This is a genomic window from Lachnoclostridium phytofermentans, from assembly GCF_000733755.1.
Classification (GTDB): domain Bacteria; phylum Bacillota; class Clostridia; order Lachnospirales; family Lachnospiraceae; genus Lachnoclostridium; species Lachnoclostridium phytofermentans_A.
In genome coordinates this window covers 415,433-437,535 of the sequence record NZ_JPOF01000008.1, presented here as the reverse complement: position 1 = coordinate 437,535, position 22,103 = coordinate 415,433, and the positions used below count along the sequence as shown (strand labels likewise).

Sequence of the window (22,103 nt, the reverse complement as noted above, 5' to 3'; positions counted from 1 at the left end):
GCGTATCTCTAATCCCATTCGTTAAAGCAACCCCAGGTAGTAACGGCATGATAGATCCTGCTATAATTAACTCCATCTCCGCATTTAAATGCAATAAATTAACAATACAAGTCGAACTAATAGCCATGACGGAACAAACCAGCATATTTGTTACAAAGCGGTTGATTCGCACCTTTTTTGACATAATATTGCTGATCATAATAAAGATACCATTCCACATAGCAAGCGAGCACTCTAAGAAATTTGCGCCAAGAAGGATTGCAAATCCTGGAGCTGCAATAATCATACATAGATAGACGAGCCAATCTGGATAACGTACTACTGTAGTAAGTTCTTTTAACTTTTCATTTGCAGCTTCAAGATCAATCTCACCACTGCATAATTTTCGAGAGATATCATTCGCATAATAGATGTTTCCCAAATCCGTTTGTCGCTCTGCAACTCGCCTTACCTGACTAATTGCATCAATAGAGGAATCCGCTAACGTTACAATAATTCCTGTAGACACAACAAAAACATCGCAGCGGTCAAACCCCGATGTTTTTAATATACGATAGATAGTGTCCTCAACTCGATAAGTTTCTGCACCTGAGCGTAGCATAATCTCACCGGCTAACACTGCGGTATCCACTAATAATTTATAATTCATTCACATCCTCACCTTCTTTGGATGTCAAAGCAGATCTAATTCCGCTTTGCTACTTATTCTAACCTTCAAACAGGTTCATTACTGTAATGATAATATCTGCTTAGCATTTGTTTTAAAGACAATAGTTCTTATAAAGGTTAAAATCTACCATTATTATAATGTGAGCTGATATAAATAGCAAGAGAATAGGGTTTATTGTCGCAAATAAGTAGTTTTCCCATATAATTACAACCTTAATCTAAATATGAACAAACAATTACATAAATTGTTCACAAATTATTTTAAATTACTTCATAGTTTACTCATATTTATTGACTATAATAAAGACATGAAAGTGAATCTTAAGTTTCACTCTCTCCTCCTCCCCCAATTATAATATATAAAAAAGCCTTAGTCTAACAGCTAAGGTTTTTTTCTGCTACTCGGCTTAGCTTTAAAAAATTTACGAATCTACTTGATTATAAGAAATATTTATATTCCTAAGACTTAGTTTATACTATTCAGATTTTTTTCATACTTAAAACACAAAATGAACACAAATCAAATTTATAATATAAACTAGATAGTGGTTAAACACTTTCTACTCCCACCCTATTATACGCAAGATGGTACATTGATTTGTACAATATTGTAATGCTGATATGGGTTACACTATACCTCCTCCCCGGTTGTATAGCTACCTAATATCACGTTGGAAGAACCTCCCTAGTTCTAATTACGTTTTAGCATTACAATAGCAAAAAGGCAAGCATCCCCTGCTTGCCTTTTTGTTTTATTTACAATTAAGATGATATAAAGAAGGAGTTTTACAGATTGTTAAGCCTGCAAAACTCCTTCACCTAATTTATTAATTATTCATCTTTTTCTTATCAAGGATTACATCCTCTACATTACTAAGAATCCTCTCATCTGTTGTATCAATCGCATCAGTCATTGCCGCCTCAAGTTTTTGTGATGACTGACTATCTTCTTTATCAGAAGATTTTAAGTCCTCCTCTGGGATCTTACGAACCCGAATCGAGGTAATCATGCGATTCTGTATTTCCATAAGTTCATATTCATATCCGCAATATCGAATGGTAGCCTTTTCATCGTCTCCTGGAATATGGTCTAATAACGATACAATAAGCCCATTTAACGTATCGTAATTTTTTATATCTTCTTCTGCAAAAGGAAGAGATAATATGTCTTCCAAATCTTCTAGGGAAGCTTCACCAGACACCAAATAAGTGCCATCTTCTAATCTTGTGTAAAGCTCCTCTTCATTATCATATTCATCCTGTATATCACCCACGATTTCCTCTAAGATATCCTCCATAGCAACGATACCGGCAGTCTGCCCGTACTCATCAATCGCAATTGCCATATGGATTTTCTTTGTTTGCATATCGTGGAATAATACATCGATACTTTGTGTATCTGGTATAAAATATGGTTCTCTGGCTACCTTTGACAAAGGTTCTTTCCTAAGTCTAGGATCCAGATGATATAACATAACATCCTTTAAATGAAGCAAACCTACAATATTATCAATATCCCCATCATACAGCGGGAATCTTGAATAATTCTCATCTAACATAAATCGAAGTGCCTCTTCGATAGAGAGTTCACAGTTGACTGCAACCATCTTCTTACGATGAGTCATAATATCTTTCGCAGCTTTTTCATTGAATTCTATGATATTGGATATCATCTCAGCTTCTTCTGCTTCAAGAACACCCTGTTCATGACCCTCATTTACCATAGACATAATTTCTTCTTCTGTTACATTCTCTTCAAGGTCACAAGGACGAATTCCAAGCAAACGCAGTATACCATTCGTATTCTTCTCCAATAGCCAAATAAATGGTGCAAATAAATGAGAACAGGTTAAAATCATTCCCGCCATTTTAAATGCACAAGAATCTGCATATTTTAGCGCTAGCTTTCTTGGTAACAGCATACCAAATAAAACGATAAGATATGTGATTAATATCGTAACCAATACCATTGCAATACTGGTTGTTATCGCCATTGCTTCTGGCAGTGTACTTCTTTCTACGAGTTTTTCAATTACTCCATAAAGCTGTAAAGAATACGTCATACCAATAAGTAAGCTAGCTAATGTTAGAAGAATCTCGATGACATTTATGTATCGATGAGGACTATCTAACAATCTAACTAAGCGTATTGCCTTTTTATCTCCCTCTTCTGCTCGTTTTCTGGCAAGGGCCTCGTTTACATTTTCAATGGCTGCCTCTGCAGCTGATGCTATCGCATTTAGTGCGACTAGTACAAGTATTAAGACAAGACCACGTATGGGATGTCCATCCATATGATTTCTAATCTCCTTTGATTTATTTTTCTGCAGTTTTTATTATACCATATTTAGCCGCCCTGCTGCGACTGTTTTTTGGAGCAGCTAATGGCTCAAGTTTGTCGCAGCACAAACCTGGTGAGTGAAAGATTAAAATCTATCACTCTTTTCTGCGATGTAAAACATGCTTCCTGAATGCTATGTAAAATATAGTTTTTTATACAACTAACTTCAAAAAATTGGCAAGCGTACCCTGCTTGCCCCGTGTCATCTATCAAACTTAGCCTATCTAGGCATCTTTTCCTAATTAATCTCCGTGCGTTTCACATCTTAACAAGAACAAAGAAAACAATTTATGAATTAACCTCACTTGTCTTGTCCCTATCTTGATAGTGAGTGCATACCGCACAGCGTTATAAGAATTACAGTTTCATAATAACTTATTTGCTCACCTTAAGAGCACGCTATTATGAGGCGCGGAAGTGAACTTAAGTCACAACCGCATTCATAATAAGTACGACCTATGTATCCAGGGCGAAGCTAATAAGTAAAGCTTTGTCAATACGCTTTAGGATATCTTGGTCTAAATGACACACTTTCTCTTTTAATCTGGATTTGTCAATCGTACGTACCTGTTCTAATAGGATTACAGAATCTTTGACAATTCCATATTTGTCAGCATCGATTTCCACGTGCGTTGGCAACTTCGCCTTATTCATCTTTGAAGTTATTGCTGCACAGATTACGGTCGGACTGTGCTTATTACCGGTATCATTTTGTATAATTAATACAGGACGTACACCACCCTGCTCACTTCCAATGACCGGTCTTAAATCCGCATAAAAAATATCGCCTCTTTTTATAATCACATAACTCACACTCCATCTTATGGCTTTAGCTTTATTATTACCACTTTTGACCATCGTATTCCATAAAACGTAACATTCTATGTAGATTGCGGTTATGTATTTCACATCTCCTAACAAAATATAGTTACTTTTTTAATGTCGGATCGATACGGGCTTTCCATTCTGATAATAAACTCTTGGAATTCTCTTTCCTACATTACAGACAAATTCATAGTTGAAGGAGCCAGCAAGGTCTGCAGGTTCTTCTACTGGTATGAAATTATCGCCATCCCTTCCGACTAACGTCACGATATCTCCTTGCTTCACATCTGGTATGTCTGTAACATCTATCATAAACTGGTCCATACATATTCTACCCACAATTGGGGCAAATTCTCCATGAACCAAGACTCTGCCAACGTTTGACAGTTGTCTTGGAAAACCATCCCCATAACCCACCGGTACTGTTGCGATCGTCATCGTTTTTTTCGTGACAAATGTACTTCCGTAACCGATTCCATGGCCTGGTTCCAGTTCCTTTACAAATGATATATGTGTTTTAAGTTCCATCGCTGGTTCTAATTTAAGTTGATTCTTATCAACCTCTTCGGACGGATATAATCCATAGAGACTTATTCCGAACCGTACCATACTAAGATTCATTTCCGGAAGGTCGATTGTCCCAGCACTATTTGAAATGTGTTGTATCTGCAATTTCACCCCATGTGCTTCTAACTGACGAATAAAGGTCGTAAACAATTCAAATTGTTTTCTCGCCGAAGTTTTATCTGCCATATCCGCACATGCCATATGCGTAAAGATTCCTTCTAACTTAAGATTAGAAAGCTTTTTCATCTGCACAATTTCATCTATGCTTTCGGCTGTCGGCTGGTATCCGATTCTACCCATACCAGTTTCTAGCTTTATGTGAATTTTGGCAATCTTGCCAAGAGTTCTTGCAATCTCATCCAAATTCTTCGCAATAGACAGTTGAAAAACTGTCTGAGTCAAATCATATTGGATTACCTGAGTCAAAAGTTCTGGTGCTGTATATCCTAATATTAAGATAGGCTTTGTTATGCCAGCTTCGCGAAGCTCAATTCCTTCTTCCACAATTGCAACTGCAAATGCTTCTACGATGTTTTGAATCGCTCTAGCGATTGGAACTGCCCCATGACCATAACCGTCTGCCTTAATTACAGCAATAATTCCAGTTTCTTTCCTTATGTTCTTTCTTGCTTCCGTAACATTGTGGATAATCGCATCCAAATCAATATTCGCGCTTACGCGCAAAAATCTTTGATTATACGTTTCTTCAATCATGATATCTTAAAACCTCCGGCAACGCTTCGATTATATCTCCTGCTAACATAGAGTAGGTTGATTTTACTTTGGCGGCTTCTTCTCCTGCCAACCCATGAAGATACACACCTAGTGTTGCTGCCTTTCCTGCTTCAAGCCCTTGTGCCATCAAACCAGCAATGATTCCCGTGAGTACATCGCCACTACCTCCAGTCGCCATTCCATGGGTCCCGGATACATTGATATAGCGCAAATCTTTTGAAGCAACGATAGTCCTGCTATCTTTTAACACATAAATCATTAAGTTATTATAAGTACAATAGCTGGTTATGTCAATTAAATTACTAGGAATTTTATTAAGTGGGTATAAAGTAAGCCTAGAAAACTCCTTTAAATGAGGTGTCAAGATAGTACCTTCTGGCAGAAAATCCTTTATATGGTAAATTCTTTGATACAAACGTTCCACATCATCTGTTATCTGTGATACCTTAGGTATCATTTCATCTAGTAACTGAGCTAGTAAATTAATTCCATCCGCATCTACAATAAGAGGCACTTTCGCTTCCTTACATACCTTTAACAGTAATCTCTTCGCTGATTCCTCAGTCGATAGACCTGGTCCAATCACAATAACGGATGCAACTTCCAAGGCTTTTTTAATCTGTTCCTCACTATCTTCCATATCATAGGCTGCAAACAAAGCTTCCGGAAGCATTCCCTGAAGTACGGGAATCGCCTTCTTTGCTGTAAGAATCTTTACTAACCCCGCACCCATACGATATGCTGCTGCCGCGCTAAAATAAGCTGCACCAGTCATGTTTTCTGTTCCTGCAATCACAAGTACTCTTCCATAACTTCCTTTGTTTGAATATGGCATTCTTATTGGTAGTTTATCTAAATCAGAAGCTTCATAGTAAGTATAAGTAAGACTGTCCATTTTTTCTTGTGCAAATCCGATATCTGCGATATGCACCTTTCCCGCGTAGGTTGCTCCTGGGTAAAGTAAAAGTCCAAGTTTTTGTTCACCAAAAGTAACCGTTTCGTTAGCTTTAACAGCACAAGAAAAGACTTGCCCATGACTTGCACTGACCCCAGACGGTATATCAACCGAAACCACATAACAGCCGCTTTGATTGATACTTTGGATCACCTTCGCATATTCACCACTCACCGGTTTGCTAAGACCAATACCAAAGATACCGTCAATTACTATATTATATTCTGATATCTCCCATTCGCTACGGATGGATAACCCTAAATTTTTCGCAATCTTCCACTGTTCTCTACATTCTTTCGAAAATTTCTCCGGATCACCGAGGATCCCGATGGTTACCTCATACCCCCACAAATGCAAAATGCGAGCAGCTGCAATTCCATCACCGCCATTGTTACCGGTTCCACAAACCGCAATAATCTTATCGGTCGGTTTTGCGTGTTCTTTTACATGCTCCGCTACAAAAAGTGCCGCACGCTCCATGAGAACCATTGCTGGAATTCCTATCTGCTCGATTGTCTTTTGATCTAACTTTTTCATCTGAACTGCGTTAAGTGCATACCGCATAGCTACCCTCCATTCTGCAGCACTAAGGCATCTTATGGAGCCTTAGAAATTCTCCTCACACTGCTCGCCTATTACATAAGCACTGACCAATTCCTTTGTATTTGTAATAGAGACATGAATCCTCCCGACATTATGTTCCCTCGCTGATTTTAGAGCATTTCCATATAACTTTACATAGGGTTTCCCAAGATTATCACGAAGTACTTCTATCTCCTTGGGTAAAATTGCACGAAAACCTGTTCCAAACATTTTTACAACCGCTTCCTTTACAGCAAAATTCGAAGCTGCCTTTCGAATATCCGAAAGAAACAGCTTCTGTTCCTGCTCCGTATATACCTTTGTGAGGAATGCTTTCCTTTCGCAGGCTTTCACTACACGGTTAATTTCTATCAAGTCAGTTCCAATTCCAAAAATCATCTTAAGAATTCCACTCTTTCTCAAGGGTAAGAATATACGTAATATACCTCAAATATTCTTAGTTTATACCCCTTATACGATAAAGTATCAGATTATAGCAAGTCTTGTTCTTCATCAATCTTACGCATCATCTCTGTTCCAAGCATATCATAGAGATATGTATAACTTCCACGATAATCCTTCTCTATTTCAAGTTTTTGCTTCTTTAATTCCCTAAGCCTTAATTCCAAATCCTTGATTTCATCTGTGATTGCTTTTTTTCGTAAGTTTTTTTCAAAAATGTTATCATAACAACGCTGTAAACTTTCTGCCATCAATTCTTCATTCTTAGCAGTTATCTCTCCTGGAATTTTTTCTAGGTTATCTTCTGCAACTAATAACTTTTGATTGATATCTTCGATAAGTTTACGGTTTTTTGCTAGTTTTCTTTCCTTTAGCCTACCAAGCGGTGTTTGATCTACTTCCATGTTCTCAACAATTTCCTGCAGTAGCTGAGCCTTATATCGTTTCATGCCTTTGATATCATCTAAGATTCTACTCTGATCCTTCATCAATTCTACAAGCTCGTCTCGTAATCTTTGTTGTCTTTGTGACATCTTTTCTTCCGGAAATAAGTTAATAAAGCGTTCATCAAGTGTAACAATTGGTATTTTTCGATTCCGAAAGATTTGACGAATACTAAACTCAGAGAAGATGTTATACTTATCCGCTTTCCATTTCCTTGGTTCAAGCATCTGAGATTCCACGGAACTTGAGGCTTTCAGATTCTCAAATTCTTGATCGAAATCCTCGTCTAAATCATCTAAATCTCCTAACGCCTTGGTTTTGGGTTCTGACTTATCGCCAAAACGTAATCCTTTTTTCAAATACCTTCCCTCGATTCTTCTGCCGCTTTTAAGTTATACGACAGTCTCATAAGACTTTCCGCCAAATGAACATTTTCCACCATAACATCTTTTGGCAAATGTAGATCGGTCGGTGCAAAATTCCATATCGCATGAACTCCAAGTCGTACTAAATCTGCAGCCACCTGTGGTGCTTTTGCTTTTGGTATCGTAAGAGCTGCTATATTAACTGTATTTGTTTTCATGAATTCTTCCAATTCGTCAATTAAACGGATTTCAATTCCACGAATGGAAATTCCGATTAATCTTGGATTAACATCAAAGATACCGCAGATATAAAATCCTCTTCTTTCAAAATCTGTATAATTTGCAAGCGCCTGACCTAAATTACCTGCTCCAATAATGATAACATTATATTTCTTATCCAACCCAAGTATTTTTCCAATCTCAGTATAAAGATACTCTACATTATATCCATATCCTTGTTGACCAAATCCGCCAAAGTTATTTAAATCCTGACGAATCTGTGATGCTGTTACATTCATCTTTTCACTTAATTCTTTTGATGAAATACGCACAACATCATTTTCTAACAATTCTCCCAGATAACGATAGTATCTTGGAAGACGCTTAATTACTGCTGATGAAATTGTCTTTTCGTACATGCTAACCCTCCTTCTTTCTCCATCCAGGTTATCCTATTCCTATACTTTTTATGCCCCGTAGCTAGAAGATTGTAACCCTGGTATTACAACAAATTATACACAGATAGGATGTGTTTTAATTATAAATATTATAGTAAATTGTGAATAACCTGTCAATGATTTGACGAAGGATACTGCGTATGATAGAATAATTCTACAATAAATTGAGCCTACACACTACTTCTATCCTATAGATTCGTAGGCATTAAGAAAATGTAAAGAAAAAACGTCTTCTTATCTAGAAAGTTAATTGAACTCATTCAAAGTTAATTATATTCCCTATTCTTGCACAGTTTTTTGTGCATAAAATGTTTGTGTTGTGAAATCACAGACTTGAGGTGAAAATTAATTTTATTGTTTACACTATTTCTAGATTTATATTTTGTGTCAGAACTGTGAGGAAACATCATGATACTAGCATGTAAGAATATTAGTAAAAGTTTTGGAACGACTCCAATACTAGATAAGGTCGCTTTCCATGTAAATGAACGTGAAAAAGTAGCTATCGTAGGAATTAATGGTGCAGGAAAATCTACCTTAATAAAAATTATCATGGGAGAATTAGCTGCTGATGAAGGAGAAGTCATCTTTGCCAAAGGTGCAACTGTCGGATATCTTGCTCAACATCAGGACCTCTCCACAGATAGTACTATCTATGAAGAAGTTTTAGCAATTAAATCTGATATTATCAAAATGGAAGAAACAATTCGTCGTCTTGAAGTGGATATGAAATCAGCTACCGGAACAGAATTAGAACGGATGCTTTCTACCTATTCAAGACTAACGCATGATTTTGAATTAAAGAATGGCTATGCTTACCGAAGTGAAGTAATTGGTGTGCTAAAAGGACTTGGCTTTACAGAGGAAGACTTTGACAAAAAAGTCTCAACCCTTTCTGGTGGTCAAAAAACCCGTGTCGCCCTAGGTAAGCTTCTCTTAAGTACACCAGACATTATCTTCTTAGATGAGCCTACGAACCATCTTGATATGGAATCTATTGCTTGGTTAGAAACCTTCTTAGTGAATTATTCCGGAGCTGTTGTTGTAATCGCCCATGACCGTTACTTCCTTAATAAAGTAGTTTCTAAAGTTGTAGAGTTAGATAATACAAAGGCAACCATGTTCGAAGGAAATTATTCTGACTATGCAATGAAAAAAGAGCAACTTCGTGAAACCATGATTCGTCATTACCTAAATCAACAGCGTGAAATTAAACATCAAGAAGAGGTCATAGCAAAACTTCGTTCCTTCAACCGTGAAAAATCCATAAAGCGTGCGGAAAGCCGAGAGAAGATGCTTGATAAAATAGAGCGCCTTGATAAACCAGTTACCGTAAATGATAAAATGCATATCGCCCTTGAACCAAATATTATAAGCGGCAATGACGTACTGACTGTAACTGATCTGCAAAAATCCTATGGTTCTCTAACACTGTTTGACCAACTAAATTTTGAGATAAAACGTGGTGAAAAAGTTGCAATTATCGGTAATAACGGTACCGGTAAAACAACCATATTAAAAATAATAAATCAAATTATAAAAGCCGATGCTGGTGAAGTAAAACTTGGTGCAAAGGTTTTTGTTGGATACTATGATCAGGAACATCACGTTCTAAATATGGACAAAACAATCTTTGACGAAATTCAGGATACGTATCCAAATATGGATAATACAAAAGTACGTAATATCCTTGCCGCATTTTTGTTTACTGGCGATGATGTATTTAAATTAATTAAAGATATCAGTGGTGGAGAGCGCGGTCGTGTATCTCTCGCAAAGCTTATGCTATCTGATGCGAACTTCCTTATCATGGATGAGCCGACAAACCACCTTGACATTACCTCCAAGGAAATACTAGAAAATGCAATTAACAATTATACAGGTACGGTGCTTTACGTATCCCATGATCGTTATTTCATTAACCGTACTGCAACTAGAATTCTTGATTTAACTAATCAGACTTTCTTAAATTATCTTGGTAATTATGATTATTATCTAGAGAAAAAACCAGAGATGGAATGGAGAGCTTTTGGTAATAACAATGGCTTTATTCAGTCCGACGCTAACGATAATGTGTTAAATGGACTTCGTATCAATAAGCATCTAGATCAGGCAAATAAAGAATTTCTAACTTCCTCTCTTCCACAAGAACCAGTCTCTGAGAATAAGCTTGACTGGCAACAACAAAAGGAAGAACAAGCTAGACTTAGAAAACGTCAGAATGAGTTAAAGAAAGTTGAAGATGAAATTACACGTTTGGAAGCAAGAAATGAGGAACTAGAAGAATTACTTGCCGACTCTTCTATCTATACGAACGCATCGAAACTAATCGAAGTTCATAAAGAAAAGAAGGAAGTGGAAGAAAAATTAGAGGTTCTTATGGAACAATGGGAAGAACTTAGTGAATAGAATAAAATCAAGTTCAAAAATATTCATGAACATCTTGAAAAATCAATATTAAAATCTAACGATCAGCAAAGTCAAAAGGTTAATCTATGGCCTTTTATAGACTTTTGCTGATCTATTTTTTTACTCTCTATCCTTCTAGTGTTTTTAATAAGGCTGTCGCTTAAAGGAGCTGCTCACTAATAACTTAGTGCGACAGCCCCATGTCCTTATTCAGCAACTGTCTTTCTCACGCAATTCCATCTTTTTATAAGTTTAGTAAAGTGACATAAAAAGTTTAGTAATAGAAAGATTTTATATTGACATACGAGTTTATCTGTGTATAATAATAGAAGTCGAGTTTAGAAATGCTAAACTTATGGTTTAATAAAATCTCAACTTCCTATTACTGGAATTCTAAAGAACATAATTGGATAAGTTGTTACTATTGGAGGTTATAAAACAAACTTCTGATAAGTCACATTACCAACTTATCCTTTCATAACAAATGATGATACATGTAAACATGAACCACAAAGAAAGGTTTGGTGAACAGCATGAAGATAGGTGCTAAAATAAAAGAATTACGAGTTCAAAAAAGCTTAACCCAAGAAGAGCTTGCAGATCGAGCGGAGCTCTCAAAAGGATTTATTTCTCAATTGGAACGTGATATCACTTCGCCTTCTATCGCCACCTTAGTCGATATTTTGCAATGTTTAGGTACGAACCTTGAGGCATTCTTTACGGATACAACATCAGAGCAGGTGGTATTTAAACGTGGGGATTATTTTGAAAAAGTAGATAATGAGCTGAATAATAAAATCGAATGGATTATTCCGAATGCTCAGAAAAATATGATGGAACCAATTTTATTAACTTTAGAACCAGGTGGATCCACCTATCCAGATAACCCACATGAAGGGGAAGAATTTGGATATGTACTTAGCGGTTCGATCACAATTCATATCGGCAATAAAACACATCGGGCAAAGAAAGGGGAATCCTTTTACTTTACACCGAATAAAAATCACTATATAGCAGCTACCGGTAAGACCGGCGCTACGCTCCTTTGGGTATCCACCCCGCCGAGCTTCTAGGAGGAATGAACATGATAGATAATAAATTAATCGACCTTATAAATCTTACAAAAAGCTATGGTAATAATGTCGTAATCGATGATTTAAATCTTTATATCCGCGAGAATGAGTTTCTAACACTACTAGGTCCCTCCGGATGTGGTAAAACTACTACTCTCCGAATTATCGGTGGTTTTGAACAGCCTGATCAAGGTCGTGTAATCTTTGATGGCAAAGATATTACGAAACTTCCACCAAATGAACGTCAATTAAATACTGTATTTCAAAAGTATGCATTGTTTACTCATATGACGATTGCAGAAAACATCGCATTTGGTCTTAAAATAAAGAAAAAGAGTAAGCAGTATATTAAAGATAAGATTTCTTATGCCTTAAAATTAGTAAACTTAGACGGTTTTGAAAATCGTATGCCGGATTCCTTAAGCGGTGGTCAACAACAACGTATTGCAATTGCCCGTGCTATCGTAAATGAGCCTAAGGTTCTATTGTTAGATGAGCCTCTTGGTGCACTCGATTTAAAGCTTCGTCAAGACATGCAGTATGAATTAATTCGTTTAAAAAATGAACTTGGTATCACTTTCGTATATGTTACTCACGATCAGGAAGAAGCTTTAACCATGTCCGATACCATTATGGTTATGAATCAGGGTTATATTCAACAGATTGGTTCTCCTGAGAAGATTTATAATGAACCAAAGAATGCCTTTGTTGCAGACTTTATTGGGGAAAGTAATATTATAAACGCAACGATGGTACAAGATCGTTTAGTTAATATTCTCGGAACTAATTTCCCATGTGTGGATGAAGGCTTTGGTAAGATTCAGCCAGTCGATGTGGTAATCCGCCCAGAGGACATCGATTTAGTAGATCCAGAGGATGGTATTATCACAGGACGTGTCACTTCCTTAATCTTTAAAGGTGTTCATTATGAGATGACAGTTATGGCAAATGGATTTGAATGGCTGGTACATTCTACTGACCTTTCACCAGTTGGTGCTGAGGTAGGTATTAAAGTAGATCCATATGACATTCAGATTATGAACAAGCCAGAATCCGAAGATGAGGAGGCGGTAGGTGTCAATGAGTAATCAAGAGGAAAGCAAAGTAACCACAGCTGAGGCTACTGTCACACTGGTGAAAAAGTCTCATCGCTTCAGTGGGAAGTCGCTCCTGTCCTTTCCATATATTCTATGGATGGGTGCCTTTATCATCATTCCACTGATTATGGTCGTTTACTACGGCTTAACTTCAAAGACAAGCAACGGCTTTACCTTAGAGAATTTGAAATTAATTGCAGATCCAATTAATCAAAGAGCTCTATTCTTAAGTTTAAAGCTATCCCTGATAAGTACTTTAGTATGTTTATTACTAGCATATCCGCTTGCCTTAATCTTAAAAAGTATGAAGTTAAAAAGTAACAGCTTTGTCGTATTGGTTATGATTCTTCCAATGTGGATGAACTTTTTACTTCGTACCATTGCATGGCAGAACATCTTAGAAAATAACGGAATTATCAATACCGTACTAAAAGCGTTAAATCTGCCAACGATTAATATTATTAATACGCCAACCGCAATTGTGCTTGGTATGGTATATAACTTCCTGCCATTTATGATATTGCCGATTTATAATACCCTTGCAAAAGTGGATGACAATGTAATCAATGCAGCTCGTGACCTTGGAGCAAATAGCTTCACAACCTTTCGAAAGATTATCTTCCCATTAAGTATTCCTGGTGTTATCAGTGGTATAACGATGGTATTTGTACCTTCTCTTACCACTTTTGTTATCTCGAATATTCTAGGTGGTAGTAAGATCGTTTTAATTGGTAATGTCATTGAACAACAGTTTCAGAAAGTTGGAAACTGGCATGCAGGTTCTGGTCTATCCTTAGTTTTGATGGTATTTATCCTTATCAGCATGGCAATCCTTGCGAAATATGACAAAGAAACGGAGGGTACTAACGTATGGTAAAGAAAATAAGCCAAAAAGTTTATGTTGGCCTCGTTATGATCTTCCTCTATGCACCAATCTTGGTCCTCATTGTCCTCTCTTTTAATAAATCCAAATCCCGTAGTAAATGGGGTGGATTTACCTTGGATTGGTACAAATCCTTATTTCAAAATGAGGAGATCATGAGTGCACTTTATACCACTTTAATCATTGCATTCTTATCTGCTTTGATTGCTACTGTAATCGGAACAGCAGCTTCTATTGGCATTAACCACATGCGTAAAGTACCAAAAACAATATTGATGGGTATCACAAATATACCAATGCTTAATGCTGATATTGTAACCGGTATCTCTTTAATGCTTTTATTCGTAGCTGTTAATTTTACACTTGGGTTTAAAAGCGTTTTAATTGCGCATATTACTTTTAATATTCCCTATGTTATATTAAGTGTAATGCCAAAACTAAAACAAACCAATAAAAATACGTATGAAGCCGCACTAGACCTTGGAGCTTCTCCTATCTCCGCCTTTTTTAAGGTTGTATTACCGGATATTCTTCCAGGTGTCTTTTCCGGATTCCTATTAGCTTTTACTATGTCATTGGATGACTTTATTATTACACACTTTACAAGAGGTGCAGCTGTTAATACTCTTTCCACTAAAATCTATGCTGAAACCAGAAAGGGTATTAAGCCTGAGATGTATGCTCTCTCTACTCTACTCTTTCTCTCTGTCCTAATTCTACTAATCTTAATCAATCGTAGAAACGACAGTATTGAAAAGAAGCGAAATTCTGTAGCACTTGCACCTTCAAAATAATTAAAAACGGAAAGAACGAGGTAATTTACATGAAAAAATCTAAACTTTTTGTAGCCCTCCTTCTTGTTTGCACACTGGTATTCTCCGCATGTGGCTCCAAGGAAGATAAAGGAAATAATTCAAATCAGGGAAATGGTCAAGAAAACACGGGTAACAACGGCTCTTCAGGCAATGGTTCCTCTAACAAAGGTTCCGGTGAAGTTTATGTTTATAACTGGGGCGAATATATTGACCGTGAAGTTATTGACATGTTCGAAGAAGAAACCGGTATTAAGGTTATCTATAACGAATTCGAATTAAATGAAGACATGTACCCTATTATTAAAACTGGTGCAGTAAATTATGACGTTGTTTGTCCTTCAGATTATATGATTGAGAAAATGATTCAGGAAGACTTACTTGCAGAGATTAATTATGATAACATTCCAAACATTGCAAATATCGATGAGACCTATTTAAAAACAGCAGAGAACTTTGATCCAGGAAATAAGTTCAGCGTTCCTTATTGCTGGGGTACTGTTGGTATTCTTTATAACAAAACAATGGTAGACGGTCCTATCGATAGCTGGAGCGCTTTATTTGATGAAAAATATAAGAATGAAATCCTTATGATTGACAGCGTACGTGACGCCTTCATGGTAGCTTTAACTTATCTTGGATACGACCAAAATACAACAAACGAGGAAGAATTAAATGCAGCCAGAGACTTATTAAAGGAGCAATATCCATTAGTTCAAGCATACGTTGTTGACCAGGTTCGAGATAAGATGATTGGTGAAGAGGCAGCTCTTGGTGTTATATACTCTGGAGAAGCAATCTATACTCAACGTGAAAACGAAAACCTTGAATATGTTGTTCCAAAGGAAGGCTCTAATGTATGGATTGATGGTTGGGTAATTCCTAAGAATAGCCAGAACAAAGAGAATGCGGAAGCATGGATTAATTTTATGTGCCGTCCTGACATCGCATTAAAGAACTTTGAGTATATTACCTATTCCACACCTAACAAAGCAGCGAGAGACTTAATTGAAGATGAAGATATCAAGAACAGCCAAGTTGCATTCCCAGAACCTTCTGTGCTAGAACGTTGCAAATCCTTTAAATATCTAGGTGAAGAGATGGAAAATCTATATGTAAACAAGTGGAATGAAGTTAAGTATTAAAGTCCGAAGATTATATAACAAGGGAAAGTACGCCAAGCGTGCTTTCCCTTGTTTGTTTGTTTAATCGTATGTCAAAAATCCTCTTATTTTGAATGATGAATTATTTGGTGTAATGTGTACAGAACACTACTCTTTGAATAAAATAGTAAAAAGGCTTTCCATAGCCATGTTTTTTAAGGGGATACCAATGGATAGACGAAATGATAAGAAATGTTGTAATTACTTAACCGATAGCCTTGGAAGACCAATTCCAAATGATACGAATTCTTTAACTATTGGACCGGATGGTCCGGTTCTTCTAGAAGATTTACACTTTATAGATAAGATTTCGCACTTTGATCGTGAACGAATCCCAGAAAGAGTCGTACATGCAAAGGGTGTTGGTGCTTTTGGTTATTTCCAACCTTATCAATGTATGGCTGATTATACCTGCGCAGAATTTTTACAAAATCCAAATTGTAAAACTAAAGTCTTCGTACGTTTCTCTACAGTAATTGGCTCTAAAGGTTCCGCCGATACAGTACGTGACCCTCGTGGTTTTGCAGTAAAATTTTATACCACTCAAGGAATCTTAGATATTGTGGGGAATGACCTACCAATCTTTTTCATCCGAGATGGTATCAAATTTCCGGATGTTATCCATTCTTTAAAACCATCACCAGATTCCAATTTACGTGATCCTCAAAGATTTTGGGATTTTGTCTCTCTCTCTCCAGAAGCAACCCACATGATTACTTGGCTTTATTCTGACCGCGGTACTATTAAAGATTACCGTCATGTTGATGGCTTTGGCGTTAATACCTTTATCTGGGTAAATGCTTGCGGAAAACGTGTCTACATCAAATATCACTGGAAGACTCAACAAGGATTACAAACCATTGACCGTTTTGAAGCAGAGCAATTATCAGGAACTGATCCAGATATTGCAGTAAGAACCCTTCACGAATCAATTGCAAATGGATGTTATCCTAGCTGGGAATTATGTGTTCAGATTATGGATCCAGAGGTGGTGGAATGTCTTGATTTTGATCCTCTAGATGATACAAAGATATGGCCAGAAGATTGCTTCCCATTAATGCCAGTAGGTTTAATGACCTTAAATTGTAATCCAGAAAATTTCTTTGCAGAAGTAGAGCAAGCTGCCTTCTGTCCAGGTAATATTGTTCCAGGTATAGAACTCTCTGCAGATAAAATGCTTCAAGGAAGATCTTTTTCCTATTTCGATACGCAGCGTCATCGTTTGGGACCTAATTTTACACAGCTTCCTATCAATAGTCCTATTTCCTGTATCAATAATAACCAAAGAGATGGTGCTTCCACTTTTATATTTAATCCAAACCCTATCAACTATTCACCAAACAGCTTAAATTGCGGTTTTCCAAAAGTAGCCGAAGTGTGTCAGTCAGAACCTGAATGTGTTAGTGGATATATTGCTCGTATACCTATCAAGAATCCATGTGACTTTAAACAAGCGGGTGAACGCTATGAATCATTAACCTGTGAGGAGAGATGCCATTTAATCGATAATATCGCTGTTGAGCTTTATAAATGCAACCAAGATATCGTAGACCGTGTTCTTTGTTACTTCCATAAAGCCAACGAAGAATTTGCAGAGCAAGTAGAATGTGCTATCAGCTATTACCGCCAAATGTGCTAAAAAAGGACTCTTTTTTTCTCCTCGTGTGGTTTAATGATATTATCTTTCAAATAAGAAGAAGTATACTTCGCGACTTTTCTTTATCATGAATTAAAGTGAGGAAACTAGATATTCTAAGAGTTGGTTATGACCTTCTCTTAAGTATCATGTTTCCTCACTTGATTCACATAATCTCATTTATACAACGAAATTCACGATACACTATTCTCAAATATTGGTTCGCTTCTCTATTGATGGCCTCTTGTTATGATAATACTTCACTTCCTTATGAGTTGACAATATTTCTTGTCTCACCTGATAAGTACGCCTTAATATTAAGGTACACTTCCCTCGCACATCGATTTCTCGCTTCCACAGTTGCCCAAGCTATGTGAGGAGTTATGATTAATCGTGTACTATCTTGAACTTTTAACAATGGATTATCAGGAAGCATTGGTTCTACAGCTAATACATCTAATCCCGCTCCACCGATGGATTTATTTAATAATGCCTCGGCTAATGCTTCTTGATTTACGATTGGTCCACGACCTAAATTCAATAAGATAGCATCCGACTTCATCATTGCTAATTCAGCCTCTCCAATCAAATCCTGTGTGACTTCATTAAGTGGTGCATGAATGGATACTACATCTGACTCTCTTAACAAAGTTGGTAAATCAACCCTTTCATAATCAGTATTATTATTTTTACCAGAAGTTGAGTAATAGACTACCTTACAACCAAATAATTCCGCTATTTTAGCCACTCCTTGTCCAATTTCTCCAAGTCCTATTATCCCAAAAGTCTTCCCATATAACTCATGAAATTTTACTTCGAAATTACTAAAGATATCACTTCTTGTATATTCACCAGACTTAACATAGTGATCATAATAAGCTAATTTTTCATAGACATAAAACAGTAGGGCAAAGGTATGTTGTACCACTGACTGGGTGGAATAGCCCTTTACATTGGCTACTGATATTCCACGTTCTTTGGTATACTTAAAATCAATATTATTTGTCCCTGTTGCAGTCAAACAGATTAATTTTAGTTTTTTTGCACCTCTTAAGATTTCCTCGTTCATTGGAATTTTATTAACAATGATAATATCTGCATCTTTTATTCTATTCGCATTTTCTATTGGATTGGATTCCCCATAGATTACAACATCTCCAAATTCTTGAAAGAGACCTAAATCTACATCCTTTCCCAACGTGTTTGCTTCCATGATTACAATTTTCATACTAACCTCTATTCTGCCATCTGTAATGAAGTTAATTCCTCAAAAGAGTCTATTACATATTCATACTCAGTTGCTTTACCAAACCCATAACGAGCATACACAAAAGGTATTTTTGCCTGATGGGCAGCTTCGCCATCTCCTTGCGTATCTCCTACATAGATTGGATTTCTTAATTGGTTACGTTTCATCACAATGCGAATATTATCCGCTTTTAATTTCCCAGTACCGCCAGGACACTCAAAGTCTTCAAAATACTGTCCCAACTTATGCGCTTCTAAAAAAGCTTCAATATAGCCACTTTTACAATTACTTACGATAAATAGACGGTATTTTTTTGAAAGCTTTTTTAATGTTTCTTCTATATTTCCTAACAGAATTCCTCCGTGCTCTGCTAAATAAGGGCACTGCGCTACGACACATTGTTCCATCGTCTCAATAGCAATTTCCTCTGGAACGCTTAAAAAGAGTCCAGTTGCTATTTCTTCCAAAGGTAACCCATAGAGAGCCTTTAGCTTTGGTGCAGTAACCTCGTCCGTGATACGGTGATCTTTTTGAGCTATTTCCTTCCACACGATAGCGGCATTCTCTGTAGAATCCCACATGGTACCATCCAGATCAAAGATAATACTGTCAAACTCTCTCTCTTCTACCATAACACCTAACTTTCTAAGCTCTCGTTTTGCCTGCCACAAGTTGTGAAATTGAATCGTATGAAAGTGAAATGCTTTTGCCCCTTCTAAGTTTGCTGCTAAATCATCTAAAAATACAGATTCCTCTGGCACAATCCCATACCGAGATAGTAAAGCTTCATAGATTTCTGGCTCTGGTTTTATATGTTGCTCCTCATAGGAAATAACTGCCCCATCCACGTGTTCTAAGAAACGAAATTTTTCCTTAACATAGGAGAAATTCTCTCTACCATAGTTAGATAATATATAAATCTGATACCCTTGATTCTTAAGACTTTTAACCAATGCTTCTGAATACTCAAATTCAATCACTAACTGACTGGTATCTTGAAAAAATAAACTAATTTCCTTTTCTATTTCTGGATCAAGCAAAATACAACGCTTCATAATCTCTTCTTTTGTTAAAACACCACGATCCACTTCATTCCAGTATGGAGATAACACAGTTGCCTTTGCTAATCTTTCTTTATATTCTTCTTTGATTGTAAGTTCATCAATATAGTCATGCCAGCGAAATTCTGCAAGCACCTGGCCAATATCAAAAACAATATTCTTTATCATATGAGTTCTCCAATCCTATTCATTATGGTTTTGATTATATACGATTTCTATAAAAAAATCTATGCAGTTTCGTAGGATACTGATTTTTTCTTTCTATCTTAGTCATACTATGTTATAATTCAATGCAGAGAAAATAAGGAGGTTAAATGTATCGAAATGGTACATTAATAAGAACGATGAAACCTATTGCAAGCTTTACAATTGATCATTTAAAATTACTCCCTGGTGTCTATGTTTCTAGAAAAGACAGTGCTGGAGATGCTATTATTACGACTTTCGATCTTCGTATGACACGTCCTAACTTTGAACCTGTTATGAATACTGCTGAGATGCATGCTATCGAACATCTTGCTGCTACCTTTTTAAGAAATCATACAGAGTATGGAAGTAAGGTAATCTATTTTGGACCTATGGGATGTCGCACTGGATTTTATCTATTACTCGCAGGTGATTACACTTCAGAAGACATTATCCCTTTGATGAAGGAACTATTTACATTTATTAGCGAGTTTGAAGGTGAGGTTCCTGGCGCTGCTGCAATTCACTGTGGTAATTATCTGGATATGAACTTACCAATGGCAAAATTCCTTGCGAAACGTTATCTAAGTGAAGTACTTGATTTCATTACAAAAGAACGATTGGAATACCCAAACTAGATTTAAGATAGACCGCTTCTTATACCAGATAAGAACCCGCGGTCTATTTTTATGTCTCATAGAATATATTGTTATAGGCAAGATGGCTAATGATACCCTATAACAACTCTACATTATGACTCTTGCATAATCGGACAACAAGGAGGAGCTCTTATGGAGGAGACGAATCAGGCTGAGAATAGCTCTGATAACATTACCTCTTTTTCTAGGCAAAGTCGTTCTTCCAAGATGATTCAAGCAGCAGCTCCATACCTTGATTCTGATACAAGAAAAACCTTGGATATATTCGTAAAGTTCAGTGATTTTATGGATGTTATCCAAAACTTAAGACAACAGGGAGGACTCAACGTGTTTGGTAGGAAGAAGACTGATTCAAAAGATAATACCGTTAGTGCTACCGGTCTTTCAGGACTGCAGGGACTTTTTGGCTTTGGTGGCAAAGAAGGTTCTATTAATTTTGAAGGCATCTTAAAAAGTATACGCCCATACTGTTCAACAACAGAAATATCAATTGTCGATAATGTACTTAACATATTTAATATGAAGCGCTTTATGGAGATGTATCAGAATATGTCTGGGATGATGAATACACCCGGATCGATGAATACGCCAGGAATGATGAATATGCCAGGAATGATGAATCTACCAAATATAATGAATATGATGAAAGGCTTTCCATTCGGAGGAACTCCTCCGGGTTCCCCTCAAGCAAACTCTCCTACTCAGGGCAATCATTCCACGGTGTCTCCATCGGATCTATCTGCTCCGTCAGCAGCATCCATAAATAACGATAATTCTTATTATGAAAGTACCTCTCCTACTCCATATGATCTACTATATCAAGCCATGTACGGCCAGAGCCCACCATCAGATAATCTTACTCAGACTGCAAATACTACGAGTCCAGTCATGACTCAATCACGTTATATCAATCAGCCCCCATATGATAATGGAAATAAGTATAAGGATGTTACGAGTGCACCTTATGATACCTCTGGTATCACACCTTATCGAGATATTAACTCGGCTGCTGATGCAGCAAGAAAAGGGAATTCTTCAAAACTCACTCAAAATGTTGCTAAAGCTGCAAATACTCAGTCCCAACAATCAGTCAATCAAACAGCAGCAAGGCCAAACAACCAGCAAATGTTTGATATGATTGCTAGTATGGTGCCTCCAGAGCAAAAAAGCACCTTTGAATCGATGAAGAAGATGTTTGAATCCGGGATGTTTATGCCAACCTAAAGTAGGTTGTAAGATAGGATAAGTAAGGA

17 protein-coding genes and 1 pseudogene are annotated in these 22,103 nt (G+C 36.8%); 8 read left to right on the top strand and 10 right to left on the bottom strand.

Annotated features, from left to right (window positions below; genetic code table 11):
* From CC92_RS0120580 to CC92_RS0120545, 8 genes are all read right to left on the bottom strand, one after another.
* The coding region (locus CC92_RS0120580) for a threonine/serine exporter family protein (RefSeq protein WP_031420755.1) at positions 1 to 649 on the bottom strand (649 nt) is incomplete at its 3' end.
* 847 nt (positions 650 to 1,496) lie between these two features.
* Positions 1,497 to 2,963: a hemolysin family protein gene (locus CC92_RS0120575; RefSeq protein WP_051650590.1), complete on the bottom strand. Its 1,467-nt coding sequence runs from the start codon at positions 2,961 to 2,963 to the stop codon at positions 1,497 to 1,499.
* 503 nt (positions 2,964 to 3,466) lie between these two features.
* Entirely contained in the window at positions 3,467 to 3,814 is a 348-nt protein-coding gene (locus CC92_RS0120570) for a type II toxin-antitoxin system PemK/MazF family toxin (RefSeq protein WP_029501644.1), read from the bottom strand.
* A gap of 132 nt (positions 3,815 to 3,946) precedes the next feature.
* Positions 3,947 to 5,116: an alanine racemase gene (alr, locus tag CC92_RS0120565; protein ID WP_029501645.1), complete on the bottom strand. Its 1,170-nt coding sequence runs from the start codon at positions 5,114 to 5,116 to the stop codon at positions 3,947 to 3,949.
* Positions 5,109 to 6,656 carry a bifunctional ADP-dependent NAD(P)H-hydrate dehydratase/NAD(P)H-hydrate epimerase gene (locus CC92_RS0120560; RefSeq protein ID WP_029501646.1) on the bottom strand — a complete coding sequence of 516 codons (1,548 nt, stop codon included), beginning with the start codon at positions 6,654 to 6,656 and terminating at the stop codon, positions 5,109 to 5,111. The genes alr and CC92_RS0120560 overlap by 8 nt, the downstream gene beginning before the upstream one ends.
* A 42-nt stretch (positions 6,657 to 6,698) precedes the next feature.
* A complete protein-coding gene (gene acpS / locus CC92_RS0120555) occupies positions 6,699 to 7,073 on the bottom strand; it encodes a holo-ACP synthase (RefSeq protein WP_029501647.1) in 375 nt (124 codons plus the stop codon).
* A 92-nt stretch (positions 7,074 to 7,165) separates the two neighbouring features.
* Positions 7,166 to 7,939 carry a hypothetical protein gene (locus CC92_RS0120550; protein WP_029501648.1) on the bottom strand — a complete coding sequence of 258 codons (774 nt, stop codon included), beginning with the start codon at positions 7,937 to 7,939 and terminating at the stop codon, positions 7,166 to 7,168.
* Entirely contained in the window at positions 7,936 to 8,583 is a 648-nt protein-coding gene (locus CC92_RS0120545) for a redox-sensing transcriptional repressor Rex (protein ID WP_029505410.1), read from the bottom strand. The genes CC92_RS0120550 and CC92_RS0120545 overlap by 4 nt, the downstream gene beginning before the upstream one ends.
* A 447-nt stretch (positions 8,584 to 9,030) precedes the next feature.
* Here CC92_RS0120545 and CC92_RS0120540 point away from each other — a divergent pair, with 447 nt between their 5' ends.
* The 6 genes and pseudogenes from CC92_RS0120540 to CC92_RS0120510 all read left to right on the top strand — a co-directional run bounded on the left by CC92_RS0120540 (position 9,031) and on the right by CC92_RS0120510 (position 17,698).
* Complete coding sequence (locus CC92_RS0120540) at positions 9,031 to 11,031, top strand: ABC-F family ATP-binding cassette domain-containing protein (RefSeq protein WP_029501650.1); 2,001 nt, start codon at positions 9,031 to 9,033, stop codon at positions 11,029 to 11,031.
* A gap of 533 nt (positions 11,032 to 11,564) precedes the next feature.
* The gene (locus CC92_RS0120535) at positions 11,565 to 12,104 is read left to right on the top strand and encodes a helix-turn-helix domain-containing protein (protein WP_029501651.1); all 540 of its coding nucleotides are present in this window, start codon (positions 11,565 to 11,567) and stop codon (positions 12,102 to 12,104) included.
* A gap of 14 nt (positions 12,105 to 12,118) precedes the next feature.
* Positions 12,119 to 13,192, top strand: coding sequence for an ABC transporter ATP-binding protein (locus tag CC92_RS0120530; protein WP_029501652.1), 1,074 nt, complete (start codon positions 12,119 to 12,121; stop codon positions 13,190 to 13,192).
* Positions 13,185 to 14,078 (top strand): ABC transporter permease, encoded by an 894-nt coding sequence (locus CC92_RS0120525; RefSeq protein ID WP_242841318.1) that lies wholly within the window; start codon positions 13,185 to 13,187, stop codon positions 14,076 to 14,078. Before CC92_RS0120530 ends, CC92_RS0120525 begins: the two co-directional genes overlap by 8 nt.
* Positions 14,072 to 16,041: pseudogene (locus CC92_RS23700) on the top strand (extracellular solute-binding protein). Before CC92_RS0120525 ends, CC92_RS23700 begins: the two are co-directional and overlap by 7 nt.
* A gap of 187 nt (positions 16,042 to 16,228) precedes the next feature.
* Entirely contained in the window at positions 16,229 to 17,698 is a 1,470-nt protein-coding gene (locus tag CC92_RS0120510) for a catalase (protein WP_029501656.1), read from the top strand.
* 265 nt (positions 17,699 to 17,963) lie between these two features.
* Here CC92_RS0120510 and CC92_RS0120505 read toward each other — a convergent pair whose 3' ends face one another.
* Both CC92_RS0120505 and CC92_RS23435 read right to left on the bottom strand, forming a co-directional pair.
* Complete coding sequence (locus CC92_RS0120505) at positions 17,964 to 18,923, bottom strand: D-2-hydroxyacid dehydrogenase (protein ID WP_029501657.1); 960 nt, start codon at positions 18,921 to 18,923, stop codon at positions 17,964 to 17,966.
* Between the two features lie 8 nt (positions 18,924 to 18,931).
* A complete protein-coding gene (locus CC92_RS23435) occupies positions 18,932 to 20,173 on the bottom strand; it encodes an HAD-IA family hydrolase (protein WP_081841752.1) in 1,242 nt (413 codons plus the stop codon).
* A gap of 176 nt (positions 20,174 to 20,349) precedes the next feature.
* Between CC92_RS23435 and CC92_RS0120495 the strand changes: the two genes are divergently transcribed.
* Both CC92_RS0120495 and CC92_RS0120490 read left to right on the top strand, forming a co-directional pair.
* The gene (locus CC92_RS0120495) at positions 20,350 to 20,829 is read left to right on the top strand and encodes an S-ribosylhomocysteine lyase (protein ID WP_029501659.1); all 480 of its coding nucleotides are present in this window, start codon (positions 20,350 to 20,352) and stop codon (positions 20,827 to 20,829) included.
* Between the two features lie 153 nt (positions 20,830 to 20,982).
* A complete protein-coding gene (locus tag CC92_RS0120490; RefSeq protein WP_029501660.1) occupies positions 20,983 to 22,074 on the top strand; it encodes a hypothetical protein in 1,092 nt (363 codons plus the stop codon).
* Positions 22,075 to 22,103: the final 29 nt, after the last annotated feature.